At 70.2% G+C, this 19,460-nt stretch carries 15 protein-coding genes; 10 read left to right on the top strand and 5 right to left on the bottom strand.

The genetic code is table 11. The annotated features are described in order from the left end of the window. Positions 1-194: 194 nt before the first annotated feature. The 5 genes from POL72_RS45255 to POL72_RS45235 all read left to right on the top strand — a co-directional run bounded on the left by POL72_RS45255 (position 195) and on the right by POL72_RS45235 (position 9,338). Complete coding sequence (locus tag POL72_RS45255; RefSeq protein ID WP_272103126.1) at positions 195-1,016, top strand: metal-dependent hydrolase; 822 nt, start codon at positions 195-197, stop codon at positions 1,014-1,016. A 201-nt stretch (positions 1,017-1,217) separates the two neighbouring features. Next, complete coding sequence (locus tag POL72_RS45250; RefSeq protein WP_272103125.1) at positions 1,218-2,720, top strand: protein kinase domain-containing protein; 1,503 nt, start codon at positions 1,218-1,220, stop codon at positions 2,718-2,720. A gap of 124 nt (positions 2,721-2,844) precedes the next feature. Further along, positions 2,845-4,074 carry a hybrid sensor histidine kinase/response regulator gene (locus POL72_RS45245; protein WP_272103124.1) on the top strand — a complete coding sequence of 410 codons (1,230 nt, stop codon included), beginning with the start codon at positions 2,845-2,847 and terminating at the stop codon, positions 4,072-4,074. A gap of 464 nt (positions 4,075-4,538) precedes the next feature. After that, on the top strand, positions 4,539-7,853 hold the full coding sequence (locus POL72_RS45240; RefSeq protein ID WP_272103123.1) for a beta-propeller domain-containing protein: 3,315 nt from the start codon (positions 4,539-4,541) through the stop codon (positions 7,851-7,853). A gap of 381 nt (positions 7,854-8,234) precedes the next feature. Then, positions 8,235-9,338: a hypothetical protein gene (locus POL72_RS45235; protein ID WP_272103122.1), complete on the top strand. Its 1,104-nt coding sequence runs from the start codon at positions 8,235-8,237 to the stop codon at positions 9,336-9,338. Between the two features lie 531 nt (positions 9,339-9,869). Here the strand turns inward: POL72_RS45235 and POL72_RS45230 are convergent. Next, the gene (locus POL72_RS45230) at positions 9,870-11,837 is read right to left on the bottom strand and encodes a RecQ family ATP-dependent DNA helicase (RefSeq protein ID WP_272103121.1); all 1,968 of its coding nucleotides are present in this window, start codon (positions 11,835-11,837) and stop codon (positions 9,870-9,872) included. An 80-nt stretch (positions 11,838-11,917) separates the two neighbouring features. On the opposite strand from POL72_RS45230, the gene POL72_RS45225 reads away from it, so the two are divergent. The 3 genes from POL72_RS45225 to POL72_RS45215 all read left to right on the top strand — a co-directional run bounded on the left by POL72_RS45225 (position 11,918) and on the right by POL72_RS45215 (position 14,802). Continuing rightward, a complete protein-coding gene (locus tag POL72_RS45225; RefSeq protein ID WP_272103120.1) occupies positions 11,918-12,163 on the top strand; it encodes a hypothetical protein in 246 nt (81 codons plus the stop codon). A gap of 509 nt (positions 12,164-12,672) precedes the next feature. Then, positions 12,673-14,583: an ATP-binding protein gene (locus POL72_RS45220; protein ID WP_272103119.1), complete on the top strand. Its 1,911-nt coding sequence runs from the start codon at positions 12,673-12,675 to the stop codon at positions 14,581-14,583. An 81-nt stretch (positions 14,584-14,664) separates the two neighbouring features. Beyond that, a complete protein-coding gene (locus tag POL72_RS45215) occupies positions 14,665-14,802 on the top strand; it encodes a hypothetical protein (RefSeq protein WP_272103118.1) in 138 nt (45 codons plus the stop codon). On the opposite strand, the gene POL72_RS45210 is transcribed toward POL72_RS45215, so the two are convergent. From POL72_RS45210 to POL72_RS45195, 4 genes are all read right to left on the bottom strand, one after another. Beyond that, the gene (locus POL72_RS45210) at positions 14,803-15,285 is read right to left on the bottom strand and encodes a VOC family protein (protein WP_272103117.1); all 483 of its coding nucleotides are present in this window, start codon (positions 15,283-15,285) and stop codon (positions 14,803-14,805) included. Positions 15,286-15,363: 78 nt separating this feature from the next. Continuing rightward, on the bottom strand, positions 15,364-16,848 hold the full coding sequence (locus tag POL72_RS45205; protein ID WP_276598046.1) for an FAD-dependent monooxygenase: 1,485 nt from the start codon (positions 16,846-16,848) through the stop codon (positions 15,364-15,366). Positions 16,849-17,047: 199 nt separating this feature from the next. Next, positions 17,048-18,034: an RNA polymerase subunit sigma-70 gene (locus POL72_RS45200; protein WP_272103116.1), complete on the bottom strand. Its 987-nt coding sequence runs from the start codon at positions 18,032-18,034 to the stop codon at positions 17,048-17,050. Then, positions 18,024-18,665: a glutathione S-transferase family protein gene (locus POL72_RS45195; RefSeq protein ID WP_272103115.1), complete on the bottom strand. Its 642-nt coding sequence runs from the start codon at positions 18,663-18,665 to the stop codon at positions 18,024-18,026. Before POL72_RS45195 ends, POL72_RS45200 begins: the two co-directional genes overlap by 11 nt. Here POL72_RS45195 and POL72_RS45190 point away from each other — a divergent pair. Both POL72_RS45190 and POL72_RS45185 read left to right on the top strand, forming a co-directional pair. Then, on the top strand, positions 18,576-19,001 hold the full coding sequence (locus POL72_RS45190; RefSeq protein ID WP_272103891.1) for a hypothetical protein: 426 nt from the start codon (positions 18,576-18,578) through the stop codon (positions 18,999-19,001). The genes POL72_RS45195 and POL72_RS45190 overlap by 90 nt on opposite strands. Beyond that, a complete protein-coding gene (locus POL72_RS45185; RefSeq protein ID WP_272103114.1) occupies positions 18,998-19,369 on the top strand; it encodes a cupredoxin domain-containing protein in 372 nt (123 codons plus the stop codon). Before POL72_RS45190 ends, POL72_RS45185 begins: the two co-directional genes overlap by 4 nt. Positions 19,370-19,460: the final 91 nt, after the last annotated feature.

Raw genomic sequence — 19,460 nt, 5'->3', positions numbered from 1 at the left:
CCCGGACCTCGGCGAGCGAACCGTCGAACCGTCGACATGGCTCGACCCGATGGCGCAGCGCACGCCTGGCACCGCCCAATGCCTCTACCCGAGCCCAGCAGGAGGGTCCTCTCCATTGAGCTTGCGGAGGATCCATGCGATGAGCTGGTGCCCGACACGATGCGATTCACGTTCATGGGGAGGAGGAGAGCTCGATGATCGCCGACCCGTCGCCCCTCAGACCGCGCCAGCCGCCCGTGGCCTTCGAGCAGGGCCTCACCCGCCACTGGCTCGGGGGCCAGGCGCTGCCGACCCACATCGCCAACGCCGTCAACCTGCTGTTCCCCGCGGGCGAGCGCTTCTTCATCCGGAGCGTCGCGCGTTATGCCGACCGCGTGGAGGACCCGGCGCTGCGCGCCCAGGTGAGGGCGTTCTTCGGGCAGGAGGGCCACCACGCGAAGGCGCACGAGCGGTTCTTCGACCTGCTCCGCGAGCAGGGCTACGAGATCGACCGGTTCCTCCGCGCCTACGAGCGGATCGCCTACGACGGTATCGAGCGCCTCTGCTCTCCCGAGCTGCGGCTGTCGGCCACCGCGGCGCTCGAGCACTACACCGCGATCCTGGCCGAGGAGGCGCTCCAGGAGGGGACGCTCGACCTCGCGCACCCGACCGCGAGGGCGCTCCTGCTCTGGCACGCCGCCGAGGAGATCGAGCACAAGGCCGTCGCCTTCGACGTGCTGAAAGCGATCGACCCGAGCTATCGCCTGCGCATGCGCGGCTTCGCGCTCGCCACGTCCACGCTCGCGATGTTCTGGCTCGCCGCCCTGCTCGTGCTGCTCGTCCAGGAGCTCCCCCGCCGCGGCGAGCGCGAGCGCGAAAAATCGACGGAGCGCATCCCGCCCGTGCGGCGCAGGTTCATCGTGAGGCGCGTGTTCCTCCGCGGCGCCCGCGAGTACGTGCGACGCGATTTCCACCCCTCCCAGAACGACAATCTCCACCTCGCCAGGGCGTACCTCGCCGGGATCGGCGTCCTCTGAGCGCGCGACGGCCTGGCCTGGCCGGCTGGCGAGCGCGGCGCAAAGCCACGCTCGCCGCGCAGCGTGGCATCCTGCCACAGCAGCGACACCCCGCTTGACCGTGACGCGCCCGCGACACGCCGCCAGACCGCCGCGTGCACCGCGGTTCGCAGCTGCAGCGCATGACGCTCTCCGTTGATAGGCATGCGCAGGGCACGTATCATGCGCACCATGGCAGACGCGGCGGACGGCTCGCCCGGCTTCAGCACTGGAAGCGCGAACGGCGGCGATCCCCCCGCGCCGCTCGTGCCCGACGTCGCGGATACGCTGCAGGGCGTCGACACCGTGGTACGCGACCGTCCTCCCGGGCGGGCGGAGCCGCCGGCCGAGCGGGACGGCGACGGCTCCACGCTGAGCGACGAGGACCTCTGGAAGGCCGCGGCGCGCTCGAGCATGCACGAGGGAGGCAGCGCGGTTCAGGTGCCGCCCGAGGGCACCTTGCTTGGAGGGGTCTACCGCGTCCTCGGTCGCCTTGGAGAAGGGGCGATGGGCGTCATCCTCCTGGCGCGCGACGAGCAGCTCCAGCGGGACGTCGCCATCAAGCTGCTCCGGCCCGAGCAGCTCGACAACGCGCAGATGCAGGCCCGCCTGCTGGCGGAGGCGCGGGCGATGGCGCGCGTCCACCACCCGAACGTCGTCGAGATCTATGCGTTCGGCGAGTACGAGAACGCGCCGTATTTCGTCATGCAGTACGTGCCCGGGGTCACGCTCGACACGCATGTCCACAGCAAGGGAGGCCGGCTCGGCCTCGACGAGGCCCTGAGCGTCCTCGACCAGGCCTGCCTCGGCGTCTCGGCGATCCACGCCTCGGGCATCGCCCACCGCGACGTCAAGCCGAGCAACATCCTCGTCGGCCAGGCCCTCCGCGTGGTGGTGGCCGATCTCGGGCTCGCGAAGCGGATCCCCCGCGGCGATCGGATCGAGCTCGCCTTCTCCGGCACCCCGGCGTACCTGGCGCCGGAGGTGGCGCTGGGCCGGCAGCTCGATCCCGCGCTGCTGCCGCGCATCGACGTCTACGCGCTCGGGGTGGTCGCGTACTACCTGCTCGCCGGCCGCCTGCCGTTCCAGAGCACGAGCACCGTCGATCTGGTCATGCAGCACGCGTATCAGCCCCCGATCCCGCCGAGCGAGCTCTGCACGGAGCTGCCGGCGTCGTTCGACGCGCCGGTGCTCGCGGCGCTGGCCAAGGAGCCCGACCAGCGCACGGCGAGCGCGGAGGCGCTGCGCGAGGCGCTGCTCGACGCGCGCGGCGCCATGCCGGCGTACGCGCGCACGACGCGCGTCATGGTCGCCGACGACAGCCCGTCGTTCCGCAGCTTCCTCACCAGCGTCCTCGCGGAGGCGCTGCCCGGCGCGGCCATCGAGACGGCGCCCGACGGCGCCGCGGCGCTCGCGGCCATCGAGGCGAACCGCCCTTCCCTCGGCGTGTTCGACCTCGACATGCCCGGCCTGGATGGGATCGCGCTCACGGCGGCGGTGCGCAAGCTCCCACAAGGGGATTTTCCGATCATCGTGGCGACGGGGACCGGGGGCGCGGCCGACTGGCAGTGCCTGTCGCGCCTCGGCGCGTCGGCGTTCCTCGTCAAGCCGTTCGACGCGGGGCAGCTCATCACCCTGGCGCGCGCGCTCGTGGGCGTCGCCGAAGAGCAGAAGCGCCGGCAATGAAGGTCGGGGCGAAGACCCTGGCCCCCGCCACGGTGGGGGTGGAGCAGGCGGCGTGGCGCGAAGCTTGCCGGCGGGAGATCGCCGATGTCCGGCGTGGGCGAGGCCCCCGATGAACGACAGCGAGATGAAGGTCCTGCTTGTGGATGACGACGAGGTCGACCACCTCGTCACGCGGAGGCTCCTCCGCGACGCTCCCCGCACCCGGTACGACGTGACGTGGCTGAGCAGCTCGGACGAGGCGATCCGGGCGCTGCGCGCCGGCGGCTACGACGTCTGCCTCCTCGACTTCCGGCTCGACGCTCGGACGGGCCTCGACGTCGTGCGCGAGGCCAACCACCTCGGCTGCGCGATCCCCATCATCATGCTGACGGGGGTCGGCGACGACGAGATCGACATGGCCGCGATGAGCGCGGGCGTCGCGGATTACCTGGTGAAGGGGAGGTTCGACGCGCAGATCCTCGAGCGCACGATCCGCTATGCCATCGAGCACAAGCGGAGCCAGCTCAAGCTCAAGCAGTACGCCGACACGCTGGAGGAGAGCAACCGGCAGCTCGTCCAGATGCACGAGGAGCTCGCGGCGAAGAACGCGGAGCTGGTCCGGCTGAACGAGGAGAAGAACCGCTTCGTCGGCATGGCGGCCCACGACCTCAGGAACCCGCTCGGCGTCATCCTGGGCTACAGCGATTTCATGCTGATGAGCCACCGGCGCGGGGAGCCGTCGTCGCTGCTCAAGGAGGGTGGCGTCGAGATCGTCAACATGATCAGGAGCTCGAGCAAATTCATGCTCTCGCTCATCAACGATCTGCTCGACGTGTCGATGATCGAGCTCGGCAAGCTGAACCTCGACAGGAAGAGCACGGATATCGTCCAGCTCGTCGAGTCGAACGTGGCGCTCAACATGGTGCTGGCGGGGCAGAAGAACATGAAGCTCGTCGTCGAGAGCGACGAGGGCGTCCCGCGGGTCGAGGTCGACGTCCACAAGCTGGAGCAGGTGCTCAACAACCTCATCAGCAACGCCATCCACTACTCGCCTCCGGGCACGACCATCCGCGTCCGGGTCGAGGGGGGCCGCGGGGGTGACGCCGGCGGAGGGGCCGAGGTGATTCTGTCGGTGAGGGACGAGGGGCCCGGGATCGCGGCGGAGGACCTCGGGAAGCTCTTCCGGCCGTTCGGGCGGGCGAGGACGGTCAGCACCGGCGGCGAGCGCTCGACGGGGCTGGGGCTCGCGATCGCGCAGCGGGTCGTCGAGGGCCATGGCGGGCGTATCTGGGTGGAGAGCGTGGTCTCCAAGGGGTCGACGTTCTTCGTGGCGCTGCCGGTGGCGCGATTGGAAGAGAAGGAAGAGGCGGCCTGACGGGGCGCGACGAGCGCGAGTCCCGCCCCGCTCGACGTCACGATAGAGGGCGTCGAGCGCCCCACAGACCGGCACGAGCCGAGGTCGACCAGCGCCGCGTCGCGTGGGCAGACGCCGCCACATGTAAGCGTTCGGCGCTCCACTCCACCCAAGACACCCTGCTGCGACACGCCGAGCGATCCGCTCTGCCGCCGTTCCGTCGCAGCATTCCACGTTGAGCGGCTCCTCCAGAAGGTGGATACTCCGCTGGATGCAAGCTTACGGTCCGCCGTAGCACGAAGGCGCGAAGACCGGCTCGATTGCGGGCAGCGCCGTGCCGGACGCGCCCTCGACCGCTCGCCGGGACTCGCCGCACCGCCGCCCTCGGGCCGCGACGTTCCGACCACGTTGAACCGTGGTCGAGCCATCGATGTGTGCAGTCTCCGTACCTCGAGCGAGGTACCAGGGAGGAGTGAGCCGTGGTGATGAGAAGAGCACTGTTCAGAGGCGTGCTGTCGGCGCAGGCCAGCGTGATGGCCGCGCTCCTCTTGATGCTCGGACAGGGATGCGGGCGCGACGACACCAAGCCCGTACCCCAGGAGCAGACCCCGCCGGAGCCGGACGAAGAAGAGAACGAGAACCCTCCGCCCGAAGAGGAGGAGCCTGATCCCGATCCTCCCAAGGAAGAGCCCGAGGAGCCAGAGCCCGAGACCCCACAGGGGCCCACCGATTTCGTGTCGGCCGATGATCCGTTCACCGAGGGGTACCTCGGCGAGGAGGAAGAAGAGGAAGAGGAGGAGGAGGAAGAAGAGGAAGAGAGCCGCGAGCTCGAGGAAGGCGACATCTACCGCGTCCTCGGCGGCGGGCAGCTCCTCAACCTCAACACCTTCCGCGGCCTGCAGGTCATCGACATCCAGGACCCGTCGGACCCGAAGTTCCTGGGCCAGATGCAGATCGCCGGCACCCCTGTCGAGATGTACGTCGTCGGCGACCGCGCGGTCGTGCTCCTGAACGACTGGGCCGGCTACCAGCTCAAGGCCGATGGCCTCACCGTGGAGCGGCGGACCGGCGGGACGGTGCTGTTCATCGACATCGCCGACCGCGCCGCGCCGAAGCTCCTGTCGCAGTACCCGGTCACGGGCGCCATCATGACGAGCCGCCTCGCGCGCGGCGAGAGCGCGAGCTCGCTCTACATCGCCTCGAACGGCTCGGAGCTCGAGGAGATCAACCCCGGGCAGTTCCAGTGGGTCAACAAGACCCTCGTCCGGAGCTTCGATGTCGGCGTCGACGCGCTCGTCGAGAGGAGCGCTATCGAGCTCGGCGACACCGTGACCGCCATCCACGCGGAGGCGGACGTGCTCCTCGTGGCGCGCAACAGCGGCAGCTGGTCGCAGGATCCCAGCGAGATCTCGATCATCGACATCTCGAACCGCGACGGGTCCATGGTGCTGCGCGACAGCGTGAGCGCGGCCGGCTACGTGCGCTCCCAGTTCCACATGGACTTCCGCGACAACATGCTGCGGGTCTTCTCCGGTCCGCAGTGGGCCGACGGGTCGCCCAGCTACCTCGAGACGTGGAACGCGGCCGATCCCGACAACATCGTGCCGATCGACAGCGAGGATTTCGGCGCCGAACAGTCGCTCTACGGCGCCATCTTCCTGGACGACAGGGCGTTCGCGGTCACCTACCGGCGCCAGGATCCTTTCCACGCCTTCTCCATCGATCCGAGCGGGAACATCACCGAGGAGAGCGAGTTCATCGTGTCCGGGTGGAACAACTTCTTCCGCCCGGTCTTCGGCGCGACCCGCCTGATCGGCATCGGCGTGAACGATCAGAACGGCCGGAAGCTCGCCGCCAGCCTCTATGACATCACCGATCTGACCAGCCAGGATCCGCTGGTGGCGCGCGCCGAGATCGACGGCGGCGCCCAGGGCTGGAGCTGGTCCGAGGCCGACTGGGACCACCGCGCGTTCACCGTGCTCGACGACGCGGTGGACGCCGTGGCGCCGAGCGGGGAGCCCGAGACGGGCCTCGTGCTGCTCCCGTTCTCCGCGAGCAGGACCGTGGACAACTACCGGCGGCCGTTCTCCGGCGTGCAGATCTTCACCTTCTCGGACACCACGCTGACCCGCCGCGGCGTGATGGAGCACGGGACGCCCGCGCGCCGCACGTTCCGCGCCGAGGACATCGCCACCGCGAACGTCTCCGATGAGGAGCTCACCCTCTATGCGCAGGACAAGCTCGACACGCCCGAGAAGCTCGGACACCTCGATCTCGCCCCGGATTATGTGAAGGTCTTCGCGTTCGGCGAGCACCGCGTCCGCGTGAAGATGCCTTACGATCTCTACTGGACCCCCGCCGAGAACCGGAAGATCAAGGCGGAGGTCGTGCCGAGCGCCGGGCTCACCCAGCTCGCGCAGCCGATCGCCACCTTCGATCTGCCGGCCGACGCGCAGCTGCATCAGGTGGGCGACCTGCTCGTGTCGCTGACCACCACCTTCGAGAACTGGGTGGGCAAGGTGACCCACCTCGAGGTGATCGACCTGTCCGATCCGACCGCGCCGCGGCGGGCGGGCACGCTCGACACGAGCGATCTCCCCGCCACGGGCGGCTACTACGGCGGGGCGAGCTCGTTCTCGACCGTGCACCCCGGGCGCGATGCCCTCGCCTTCCTGCGCGTCATCGGCCACTCCGAGGACCTCGGGGTCGGCTGGGCGTGCCGGACCAACTCGGTCGAGGATCCGGGCTGCTTCGGGCAGGAAGGCTGCACGTACATGGCCGGAGAGCGCACGTGCCGCAACATCGGCGGCGAGGAGTACTGCAACGGCGGGTTCGCGGAGTGCACGGACCACCCCGGCGCGGACACGAGCTGCGCGCCGGTCGAGGTCGACCGGAACGACATCGTGGGGATCACGTCGACGTATTGTTATGAGTACGTCCCGCGCCGCAGCTGGGCGCAAATCGAGGTCCACGTGGTCGACCTCTCCGACCCGGACCACCCGACGGTGGCGCCGGCCGTCGCGCTGCCGGACGACAACGAGACCGTGAATGTCCTCAACGACAACGGGGAGCTCTACTTCAATATCAAGCGCTCGATGAGCGGGCTCGCGCCGGACGATCCGCGCCCGCGCACGCAGTACTTCCTCACGCACCTCGATCTGACCAACCCGTCGCAGCCCGCGCTCGATCCGGGGATCAACGTGCCCGGCGAGGTGCTCGCGATCCAGGGGGCGTCGATCTACGCGAGGGACAGGGTGTGGGGCCAGCAGTTCATCGAGACGGCGATCGCGCGGCTCGAGGTGCACGAGGGGCTCGCGTACCTGCAGGAGTACCAGAAGTTCCCGGACCGCCAGGTCAACGCGATCTCCATCGACGGCCGCGGGCTGCCCGTCCTGTCCCACAGCCTGATCTGGCGTCCGGGCAACGGGTGGTACGGCGGATGGGATCCGAACCAGAAGCTGACCACGCTCTCGCCGACAGGTGAGGCGCCGCCGCCCGAGCCGGAGAACGAGAACCCCGCGATCCCCGAGTTCGACGTGCTCTCCACCGTCCGACTCGCCTCGTGGGCGTCGCTGCGCCACACGGCCGACATGCGGGCGCTCTTCGAGGTGCCCGGCGGCGCCCTGGCGATCTCGCTCGAGGAGCCGGAGGCGCCGAAGGCACAGGCGTTCTTCCCCACGTGGGGCTGGCCCGAGAGGTTCGTGACCAGCGGCGAGGAGGTCCTGTTCGCCGCCGGCCGATTCGGGATTCACCAGCTCGACCGCGAGACCGTCAACCTCGTCCCCTACCTGGGCGAGTAGCCGGGCCGCAAGGCAAGCCGGCCGGGGCCGAGCGCCCCGGGCCGGCTTGCCGCGACGGCGCGCAGCTCCGCACGGCGCGGCCGCTTCATCCCTCTCTTCGCTCTTCGAACGGCACGCATCGCGCAGGCTACGCGCCGCGGCCCTGCCGACCTGCTCCGGCGTCGGCTTGCGCCTGGAACGAACGCCTCGCACCGCGCCGGCCACGCGCCGCGAGAGGTCGACGGGCCGTCACGGGCGCGCGCTCGTGGTTTCGCGCGCCGACCATCGATGGGCTCGCGCGGTCCGCGGCACACGCAGGGCAGCGGGCCGCGCCCCCGCCACGCGTACGAGGCGGTGAGATCCGGTTTCGCGGAGCGCCCGACAACGCTATGGAGGAGCCCCATGGTCGAGCAAAGCACAGCGGAAAACGGGGAGGGGCAACCGGAGAGCGCGGGGCCCGTCGAGGAGCGCGCGACGGAAGCCGCCGGAGGGGCGGCGGAAGCGAGCGTGGAGGCCTCTTCCGGCGGCACGGCGACGACCACGACGGCGGGCGCAGCGAGCGCAGCAGACGCCGTGGTCGTGCCGGCCGACGCTGCGCCCGCTGCACCCTCCGCCGCTGCGCCCGCTCGATCGCGGCCGCCGCGGGTCATCGACATGCGCCGACCGCGCACGCCAGCGCCCGCGCAGGAGCCGCCGCCGCGGCGCTCGGCGCGGCCGGCGGAGCGTGGACCTGCCGACCGTGGAGCGCGCGAGCGCGGGCCGGCGGAGCGCGCAGGACGCGACGGCGGCCCGGCCGAGCGCGGAGCGCGCGAGGGCAACGCGGCCGAGCGCCGCTCGCCGGACAAGGCCAGGTGGACGCGGGATGGGGCGACGCCGCGCGGCCGGACAGGCGCCGGGGGTGCTACCCAGACCCACGCGCCCGCGGCCCCTCCAGCACAGGGCGCCGCCACGCGAGAGCAGCGCGCGGCTGCCGCCGCGGATCCCGCGCAGAACGAGGCGGAGCGCGCCGCGCTCGCCGACGCGAAGCGCGCGCCCGCCGCCGGAGAGGCCAACGCTTCCCGCAAGGCGTCGCGGCAGTCGCAGCCCGCCGAGACGCGCGGCGTGGCGCCGGCTCCGGCGCCAGAGACGACGGCGACTCCCGAGCCGCGCCGGGACGCCGCGTGGGTGCCTCCCCCCAGCGCCGCATTCCCGCGGAAGAAGAAGCCCGCGCTCACCGCGAAGGAGGCAATGAAGGCCAGAGTCCAGGCGCGGGCCGAAAGGAAGGCAGGGAAGCAGGCACCGAGCCGCGCGGCCGAGCGCACCGCGGACCAGAGCGTAGAGGCCGCCCGTGAGGAGCCCGGAGCGCCTCCTGCTGCAGCAAAGCCCCGTGACGCCGCTGTGGCAAAGCCCCGCGATGCGGCGCCAAGGTCAGCACGCCGCGACCAGGCGGAGCCGGCAGCGGCCGCGCCGACCGCGAAACCGGGGCTGCTCAGGCGATTGATGAGCCTGTTCCGGCGATCCGGCTAGCACCGCGGGACAGAAACCCCGCCAGAGAAAGCCGCCGATGGCGAGCGGCCGCCGGAAATGGTAGCGATTTTCATAGCTTCCGCCTGTTTCGCCGCCGAGGGCGGCTCCGGTGTGGCCCAACGGAGCGCCCTCCGCCGCCGCGTCGTCAAAGGGGCCGCGCTCACTCCACGGTCTGCGGCGGCAGGAACAGGGTGAGCCGCCGGTGCCGGCGCTCGATCAGCGCGTAACCTCGCTCCGCTCGATGCTCAGCTCAGGATGGTTCGCCTGGATCCACGCGAGCGCCTGCTCGATCACCGCAGGTTCGTCCGCATAGAGGATACAGGGGGACACGCAGAACTCGAGGTAGGCGGGCGTCGACCAGATTACCAGGTCGTCGCTCGTCCAGAACGACTGCGTCCGTCGCGCTCCTGCACGAGGGAATGGCCCTCGCGGCGCTCGGTGTTTACGGGGTCGTGCGTCCGACCTGAGGAGCCCTGGGATCCTCACTTCCCGCCGGGAGCGCCGAGCAGGCCGAGGCGGAGCCGGCCTTGGTCAGGTCGCTGCTGCGGCGCCGGTGAGGCGGGGAAGCCCGGCGCACCAGTCGAGCACCTCGGCGAACCGGCGCGTGATGAGTACGCCGAAGAGCGGATCGCGCGCGAGCTTGGCCTGGGTGGTCGCCGGGCTCGAGAGGCCGCAGAGGAAACGCGCCGCCTGGCGAGGATGGCCCAGGGCGCCCGCGTGCGCCGCGCGCAGCGCCGTGAACGCGGCGACGTCGAGCCCCACCGGCATCGGCGGCGCGTGCGCCGGCTCCGGCAGCGTCACGGCGACGCCGGCGCGGCAGAAGGTGCAGCGCCCGCACGCGGCGTCGAGGCGTTCGCCGAAGTACGCGGCGAGCGCGGCGGCGTGACAGCGCTCCGAGGTGAGCAGCTCGATCACCTGCCGCACGCGCCCGATCTCGGCGTCCTCGCGCCTCGCGAAGCGCGCGAGGAGCTCGCCGACGAGGGCGCCCGCGTCGTCCGTCGAGGCGACGCGCACGAAGCGGTGCCGGATGTCCGACGCCTTGAGCTCCGCGAGCCCCTGCCGCTCGAGGTACTCGAGCGCGCGCACCACCCGCTCGCGCGGCTGCTCCAGCGCGGCGGCGGCGGCGGCCGGGTCGACCGCGTACAGGACTCGCCCCTTCCTCGCATGGCCGAAGAGCGCCTCGAGGAACCGCGCCGGCTCGCCCTTCACCGACGCGATGACCTCCTCGAGCCTGCGGTGGAGCCGCACCTCGTAGCCGGCGTAGTGCGGCGTGAGCTGCCGGACCGCGCCCATCAGCTCGAGGTAGGTCAGCGCGGTGCGGAGCACGAGCGGCCGGACGTCGTGGCGCGTCCCCAGCGCGTGCAGGCCGAGCTCCACCTGGGGCGCGGCGAGCACGGCGCCGACCACCCCGTGGAGCGCGTCCTCGGTCGGCGTGTCGCCGTAGGCGAAGTTCTCGAGGACCGGCAGATCGTCGCCGCACACGAAGACCTCGACCACCGAGTGCGCCTGGTCCCTGCCGGCGCGGCCGATCTCCTGACTATAACTCTCGAGGCTCTTCGGGAGATTGTAATGGTCGACATAACGCACGTCGGGCTTGTCGATCCCCATCCCGAACGCAATGGTGGCGACCACGATGCCGCGGTCGCTCTGCATCCAGTCGTCCTGCACGCGCGCGCGCTCCGCCGCCTCCATCCCGGCGTGGTACGCGCGCGCCGGCAGCCCCGCAGAAGCGAGCTTCTCGGCCACGTGCTCGGCGGTCTTCTGGAGCGTGACATAGACGATGGTGGAGCCGGGCGGCCGGGATCGCAGGCGCTCAATCAGGACCCGGTCGCGCGCGGTCGCGCTCACCGCCGTCGCGCGGAGCTCGAGGTTCGGTCGGTAGAAGCCGGTGATGACCGTGTGCTCCTCGCGGATGCCGAATGTGGCGCAGACGTCGCGCACGACCCCGGGCGTCGCGGTGGCCGTCAACGCGAGCACGCGTGGCACACCGAGCGCCCGGGCGGTGTCCGCGAGCCTCAGGTAGTCGGGGCGGAAGTTGTGTCCCCACTCGGAGATGCAGTGGGCCTCGTCCACCGCGAAGATGGCGATCTTGAGCTCTTTCAGCAGCGACATGAACCGCTCGCTCACGAACCGCTCGGGGGCGACATAGAGCAGCTTCGTCTTGCCCGAGCGCAGATCCCTGTGCGCCTCCGCCGCGCCGTCGGCTGACAGCGACGAATCGAGCCGGACCGCGGCGATGCCGCGCGCGCTGAGGAAATCGATCTGATCCTTCATCAGCGCGATCAGCGGAGAGATGACGATCGTGACCCCGTCGAGCAGGAGCGCGGGGAGCTGGTAGCAGAGCGATTTGCCGCCGCCTGTCGGGAAGACCGCGAGCGCGCTGTGGCCCGAGAGCAAGGCATCCATGACCGCGCGCTGGCCTGGGCGGAGCTCGCGGAAGTTGAACCGCGCCTCGAGGACGTCGAGCAGATCGGGGCCGGATGGTGTGGGCTGATTCAAGAGGGCATCCTACACCTCGCTCGCGCCGAGGAACACCCCGCCGTCGCGCGCTCCGGACCGTTGCGGCGAAGAGCGGCGCCGTGCTTGTTCGCTGCTCCTCGCTCGACCTGGAGTTCGCCGCGTGGAAGATCCGCGCAGCGTCGCGCCCCGCCGAGCTGGTCGTCGTCTGTCGCCGCGCACGTCATCCAGCCTCGCGCGCCGTCCTCCTCGCGCTCGTTGACCGGGGCGCGCTCGATCACGCGAGCGGCGGGCTCGACGTTCGGCCCAAGCTTGCTCACCTCTCCGGTGCCAGCGGCAGCCCGAGCAGCCGGCCGATCGCCTCGTGAACGACCCGGGCCGCTACCTCATCCCCGAGGGCGACGGCGCGGCTCAGGGTGCTGGCAAACGAGGCGACCACTGCAGCCGCCCGCGCTGCCGACGGGCTCGCACGCCGATGTCGTCCCGCGACGGGTATGCCCGACGAAGGCTCCGGGAGCAGCGTCCGGTGGATGACGGCGGCGGGGCGGTTACGTCGGGCCCGACCATCCGCTGACCGCTGGACCATCGTCTCTCAAAAAGCTTCGAATACGCCAGTCTCAGGCGAATTCTCCGACCTCGCCCTGGTCGCGATTTCCTGAGCTCTACAGATCGGACTGCCGGGCTGCAGAGACGATATCTTCCCTCTTCCCTGACGTACAGGGCCCTCGCCCCGGCAGCCATGCGAGAGAACACAACCATGCGGCCAAGCAACCGCACGACGCCGACCACGCTCCGCAGCATGGTGACGTGAACGGCGAGTTGCCGGGTCAGCAGGCTCGTGCTCTGGCGCAGCTCTCGTGTTACGAAGTTGATGTCCATGGGGGATGCTGGAACGCCGGGCGCCACGGTCGCGAAAGAACGGTTCCGCAAGTGGAACGATTTCGTCCGCGAGCTGGATCTCGCCGACCCGCTGTGCCGTCTCGTGCTCGACTCATGGGAGCGCAGTCGGGCGGCGGCGGTCGACCCCGTTCGTCCGCCCTTCCGGCGGATCGACGACGAGGAGCTCGCGAGAAGGCTGGAACGGAGCGCCGACCTGGTCCGGGCCGCCATCCCTCACCTGCACTGGGCCGCCGCGCTGCTACGGGCGTCGGAGCCGGCCGTCTACCTCGTCGATGGGGACGGCATCGTCCTTCACTCGGTCGGCACGTCTCGTCCGATGATGGAGACATTCGGCCTCCTGCCCGGATTCGACTGGTCGGAGCGGACGATGGGGACCAACGGCGCCGGCACCGCCATTGCAGCCAATCGCCCGGTCGCGATCATCGGGCCGGAGCATTTCGCGAGCGCATTCGACGATTGCACGTGCACCGGCGCGCCGATCCACGCGCCCGACGGTACGATCATCGGCGCGATCGACGTCAGCACGTCCGCCGCGACCGGCAGCCCCGAGCGGCTCGCGCTGGTGGCGCACATCGCCTACACGATCGAGCGCGAGCTGCAGGCGTCATGGGAAAGCCGCCGCCGCGAGGCCGAGGAGGCGGGCCGGATCCAGGCAGAAGAGGCGCGCGAGCAGCTCGCCCGCCTGCAGGCCGTCACGGCCGCGCTCGCCCGCACATGCAGCGCCGGAGAGTCCGCCGGCGTCGCGATCCGCGCGATCGGCGCGATCCTTCAGGCCCAGGGCGCGCGGGCCTACCTGCGAACGGACGACCCACGAGGGCTGCGCCTCGTGGCCTCGACCGGCGACAACGGGACGTCGCCCTTCCCGTCGATCCCGTCCGATCCGGAGCAGCCGGTCGTCCTGGCCCTGTGCCGCGGCGAGCTGGTCATCCTGCCGGACCCCAACGAGGTCGAGGGGACCGCCACGCGCTTCGCCCCGCGCCCCACCATGTCCGCCATGGCCTCGCCACGCCTCGTGGCGCTGCCGCTCCGGATCCACGGTCGGGATCTCGGCGGCCTGGTGTTCATCATCGAGGGTTCGTGCCGCCTCGATCCGGCGATGCGTAAGCTGGTCGCCACGATGGCGGATCAGTGCGCTCAGGCGGTCGAGCGCAATGCCCTCTTCGAGTCGGAGATGCGCGCCCGCGCCGAGGCACAGGATGCGGTCCGGAAGCGCGAGCAGATGCTCGGCATCGTGGCCCACGATCTCCGCAACCCCCTCAGCGCGATCATGCTCCGGGCGGCCCTGCTGAAGCGGGAGCTGGCGTCCCGCGTCGACGAGGAGAAGTTGCGGGACGGCGTACGGACGATCGAGCGCGCAGCGCGCCACAGCAACCGCCTCATCGCCGACCTGCTCGACGTGGCGAGCATCGACGCTCGCCGATTGTCGATCCTGCCCGCCCCCCACGAGGTCTCCGACCTCGTGGCGGATGCGACGGAAACAGCGCGCTTCGGCGAGGCCGGCCGCTCGTTGTCGGTGCACGTGAAGGTTCCGACGGATCTGCCGCCGGTGCTCGCCGATCGCGACCGGATCGTCCAGGTCCTCTCCAACCTGCTCAGGAATGCCCACAAGTTCACGCCCGACGGCGGGGCGATCTGCGTGCGTGCCGAGGCGCTCGACGGCGAGGTGGGGATCCACGTCCGGGATTCCGGTGTCGGAATCGCGGCCGAACACCTCCCACTCATCTTCGACCCGTACTGGACGCGCCCGAACAACGGGCAGCGCGGCACTGGCCTCGGTCTGGCCATTGCGCGGGGGATCGTCCAGGCGCACGGTGGGCGAATCTGGGTGGAGAGCCGGGTTGGCGACGGGAGCACCTTCTCGTTTACCTTGCCGCTCGCCGATCGCTGAAGCGCACCTCGCGCCCGCACCGGGCCGACGCCGCGCGGGAACGTTCGCACCGCGTCGGTCTGGCGCTACCTGAACGACGACATGGTCGCGCCCGCGAACGTCGTCGCAGGCGGCAGCGTTCCCCTGCGCGCGCCCGCGGATCGCGGCAGCTACGCCCCACGGTTCTTCCACGACGACGTCTCCTTGGTGGAAGACGAGCTCTTCATCGTCGTGGAGTGATCAACCGCGGCGGGCTTTTTCGATGGTGGCGACGTCGATCTTCGTCATCGACATCATCGCCTCGAAGGCGCGCTTGGCCTCGGCGCCACCAGCGGCTAGAGCGTCGGTGAGCGTGCGTGGGGTGATCTGCCAGGATAGGCCCCAGCGGTCCTTGCACCAGCCGCAGGCGCTTTCCTGGCCTCCGTTGTTCACGATCGCATTCCAGTACCGGTCCGTCTCCTCCTGATTGTCTGTGGCAATCTGGAAGGAAAAGGCTTCGTTGTGCTTGAACACTGGCCCGCCATTGAGGCCGATGCAGGGAACGCCGCAAACCGTGAAGTCCACCGTGAGGACATCACCCTCCTTGCCTCCTGGAAAATCGCCAGGCGCCTTATGGACGGCGTTCACTTTGCTATCCGGAAAGGTAGCGGCGTAGAAGCGAGCGGCCTCCTCCGCGTCTTTGTCGAACCACAGGCAGATGGTGTTCTTGGGCTGCATGGTCATGTGCTCCTCGTCGTGGGACTCTAGATACGGCTCGCTGTCGGCGTCGAGCGCATTCGCGCGCTTCGCTGCCGGGGCAATCTACGCGGTGGCGCTCCGCTGCGTGGGCGGTCCGAACCAGGTGGTGAGGGCGTCACGAAGGCCGTGGTCCGTCCCCTCTCCGACCCACGCGACGTGTCCGTCGGGTCGGATCAAGACAGCAGTCGGCGCAGCTACCGCGCCGAGCACCGGGAGCTCCCACACACCAGCGGGGCGGGCTTCGAGCAGCCGAACACGAGCGGCCCAGGGAGTGATGTCGAAGGCCCCCGGCTCACCGAGGTTGAGCAAGACCGGCCTTGCCTCGTGCAGCAGCGTGAATGCGCGCAGCGGTCCGCTCTCGGTGACGAGGTCGAGATCGGGCATCCGACGTCCGAGCAGCGGGTGTCCTTCACCGAGGTCGTAGCGAATGTCGAGACCAGACATCATCGCGGCGTAGCGCTTGCGCGGCTCGTCGATCTTGAGCAGCTCCGTCACGGTCTCGCGCAGGGCCTCCGTTCGATCGTCGCCGCGACCGAGCGCGGTTTGTGCCATGGTCAGGCGCAGCACGCGGGCAGCGATGGGGTGCCGCTCGGCGTGATAGGTATCGAGCAGGCTGTCGGGCGATGTGCCGCTCACCACCTGGGCGAGCTTCCATCCCAGGTTCACGGCGTCCTGGACGCCGATGTTGAGCCCCTGTCCACCTGCCGGCGCGTGCACGTGCGCCGCGTCGCCCGCCAGGAGGACACGCCGGTCTCGGTAGGACGCCGCTTGCCGAGCCATGTCGCTGAATCGGGATAGCCAGGTCGGGTTACGAACACCGAAGTCGGTGCCGTAGACCGCGACGAGCGCGTCGCGCAGGTCCTGTAGCGTCGGCTTGTCGGCTTTGCCGACGTGCGGCTCCACGAGCACGACGCCGACACGCTTTCCGTCCTCCAGCCTACCCAGCGCGTTGACGCCCTTCTCGCCGCGGCGGACGCCCCACGCGGGCTCGTCCACCATGTCCACCTCCGCGATCAGGTAGCTCGTCGACGCGTCCCACCCGGCGAAGTCGATGCCCGCCTTCTTGCGGACCAGGCTGCGGCCGCCGTCGCACCCGACGAGGTACTTCGCTCGTAGCGTCACGCCGTCAGACAGCTCGACGTCGACGCCCGTGTCGTCCTGCGCAAACCCCGTCACGTCACGCCCGCGATAGAGCTTCACCGGCAGCTCGGAGACCCAGTCGGCCAGGATGCGCTCGATCCGGTTCTGGCGGAGCGCGAGCCCGTAGTTGTGGCGAACGGGGAAGTCGCTGATGTCGAGAGGGATGAACGAGAAGCCGGCGACCTGCATCGCCTGCCCTTGTGAGAGGAAGCGCTCCGCGACGCCACGCTGATCGAAGACCTCGATCGTGCGCGCGTGCAGACCGCCCGCGCGCGAGCCGGCGAGGTCCTGGTTTTCGCGCCGCTCGACGATGGCCACGTCGATCCGCGCCAGCGCCAGCTCGGCCGCCAACATGAGTCCCGTCGGACCTCCACCAGCGATCACCACGGCGTGCTTCGGCATCTTCATGGTGCAGCATGGTGCGGCATGCCCGGGGGCTTCCGGCAAGCCCCCATGTCTGGTATACGCTGGGGCTGGAGACGGACGGGGGGCGCGCTCGTTTCCTCGCCGCACGCGCGCCTCGCGGCACACGGCGGCGCGCCGAATTTTCCGATCGTGCGGCGTTCGTGGGGGATCGTGGCGACGGCCCCCCCAATGCACTCGCTCATCAGGTGGGCAGCTCCGACGGCACGCCGAACAGGGGGTACACCTCGGGCAGCATGAAATGGTCGACGGTCGCGATAGCGCCGTCGCGCGTGGTGACGAGCTGAATCGCCGACAGGGTGTGTGGCGCGCCAGCGGCTCGGGGACGATAGAAGGCCAATGCCGGTTGTCCGTTCGCGGCGATGCGCAAGTGCAGGAATTGCCCAGGGACGATGCTGCCGAACATCCGCCGGTAGAAGCGCTCGTTGGCGGCGCGCCCGGAGACCCAGGTTGGCGCCGGCGGCATGGTGGTGCGCATGTCTTCGTGGAATAGCGCGACCAGGGCGTCGAGGTTCGCCTCCTCGAAGGCGCGCACGTACTGTTCGAGCAAACGCGGATCCACTTGCGTGGTCGTCGCGATATCGACCGGCTCCGCCCCGCCGAGCTTGCCGCCGATCGCGGTGCGGGCGCGGAACAACGCGCTGTTCGCGGCCTCCACGCTCGTGGCGAGCGCTTGCGCCGTCTCCGCCGCCGACAGTCCGACCACGTCGCGGAGCAGCAGCGTCGCGCGCTGCAGCGGGGACAGGCATTGTAGGGCCGCCACGAAGGCCAAGGCGACGCTCTCCTTGAGCGCGTAGCGCGCCTGGGGGTCGCGCTCCTCGACGCCTTCCAGCCAGGCGCCGGGCATCGGCTCCAGCCAGACGGGCTCTTCGACGCGCGGCAGCGGGGGCCTGGCGTCCTCCGTCGCGGGGAACGCGTCCGTCGGAAACAAGCGCCGCGGCCGGCGCTTCAGCTCGTCCAGACAGACGTTGGTCGCGATGCGGAAGAGCCACGGCTTGACGAGCGCCTCGTCCTCCAACGAATCCTTGGCGCGCCAGGCGCGCAGCCAGGTCTCCTGCACCACGTCGTCGCCGTCGTGCGCGGAGCCGAGCATGCGGTAGCAGTGCAGGCGGATCGCGCCCCGCAGGGGCTCGACCGATCGCAGGAACGTGGCGTCGTCTTTAGGCGGCATGGGGCCTCATGGCGGCTTGGGCGTCGGCGAGGGCGCGGCGCATGCTATCGCGGCCGAGCACGCGCGTGAGCCACGACTCGAGGCGCGGAAATTCGGCCAGCGAAAGCCCGCACAGGGGCGCCAGGCTGTAGTGCGACGCGAGCGCGAAGTCGGCGAGCGAGAGCGATCCGGCCAAGTAGTCGCGCCCGGACAGCGCCGCATCGAGCACCTTGCTGAGCTGCGCGAAGTCGGCGCTGCTGATGGCGATGACCGCCTCGTTGGGCGCCCCCTGGCCGGTCAGGCGCTTCACGATGCGCTCGAACGCGACCGCGGTCATGGCCGGTCCCAGGTGCGCGAGCTGCCAGGCCAGCCAGCGATCCAGCTCGGCCTGGGCGCGCGCCGTGGCCGGCACCAGTCCGCCGCCGCATTTTGCGGCCAGGTAGCGCATGATGGCTGTCGACTCCCAGAGCACCAGGTCGTCGTCCACCAGCACCGGGACGCGCCCGTTCGGGTTCAGCTCGAGAAACTCGGGCGCGCGGGAAGCTCGTTGAAAGAGGTCGACGTGGACCGGCTCGAACGAGACGCCGAGCTCGTAGGCGACGGCACGGACCTTGCGGCAATTGGGAGAAAACGCAAAATCATAGAGTTTCATGGCAGTTTTGGCCTCTCCTCTCCAAGACTGCCGCCGGGGCCGAAACTGTTCGGGGGCCCCGAAGTTTTTTCAACCGCGGCCGGCCGAAGCGCCCGCGCCCAGTCGGGCCAGGAGCTCGTCCACCTGCTCCTGCTGCCCATCCCGGGGGCGAGCTCGCTCGCGCACCTGGAAGAAAGCTGGGCGGCGCGACGCATCGCGCTGGAGCCGGGCGAGATAGGGGCTCTGGCCCCCGCCGGCTCCGCCGTTCCGGCGCGCGGGCTGAAATCCGCGTTCGACCGTAATGCGGCGGAGGCCCGCGCGTCTTCCACCCAGAACCTCAAGGAGATTCTCGCATGAAGATCAGACACGCAATCTTCTCGATCGCGCTCGGCATCACCACGGTCGCCTCCGCGCTCGGCTGCTCGCAGCCCGCGAGCGCCGAGCCGCAGAAGGCGCCGCGCGTGGTCGAGATCATGATCCACGGCGCCTTCGTGCCCGACAAGATCGCCGCGGTCGAGGGGGAGCGGCTGGAGCTCAGGCTCGTCCGCCACGACAGCGGCGACTGCACCAAGGAGGTCGTCTTCCCGAGCCTCGGCATCCGCAAGGAGCTGCCGACCGGACAGCCGGTGACCATCGACCTCCCCGAGCTGAAGGCAGGGGAGCTCAAATTCGAGTGCGGCATGGGGATGATCAAGGGCACCATCGCCGTCGCGCCGAGGAAGTGAGCAGCAGACGGGAGCGCTCCCTGAGTCGCCGCGAGCGAGCCCTCCGGCTGGCGGATCGGTCGACAGGTGGGACGCGGTGCCTCCACGTAGG

The organism is Sorangium aterium (genome assembly GCF_028368935.1).
In the GTDB taxonomy this organism is placed as follows: domain Bacteria; phylum Myxococcota_A; class Polyangia; order Polyangiales; family Polyangiaceae; genus Sorangium; species Sorangium atrum.
The sequence above is the reverse complement of the archived record's forward strand: the minus strand, read 5'-3'. Positions and strand labels throughout refer to the sequence as shown.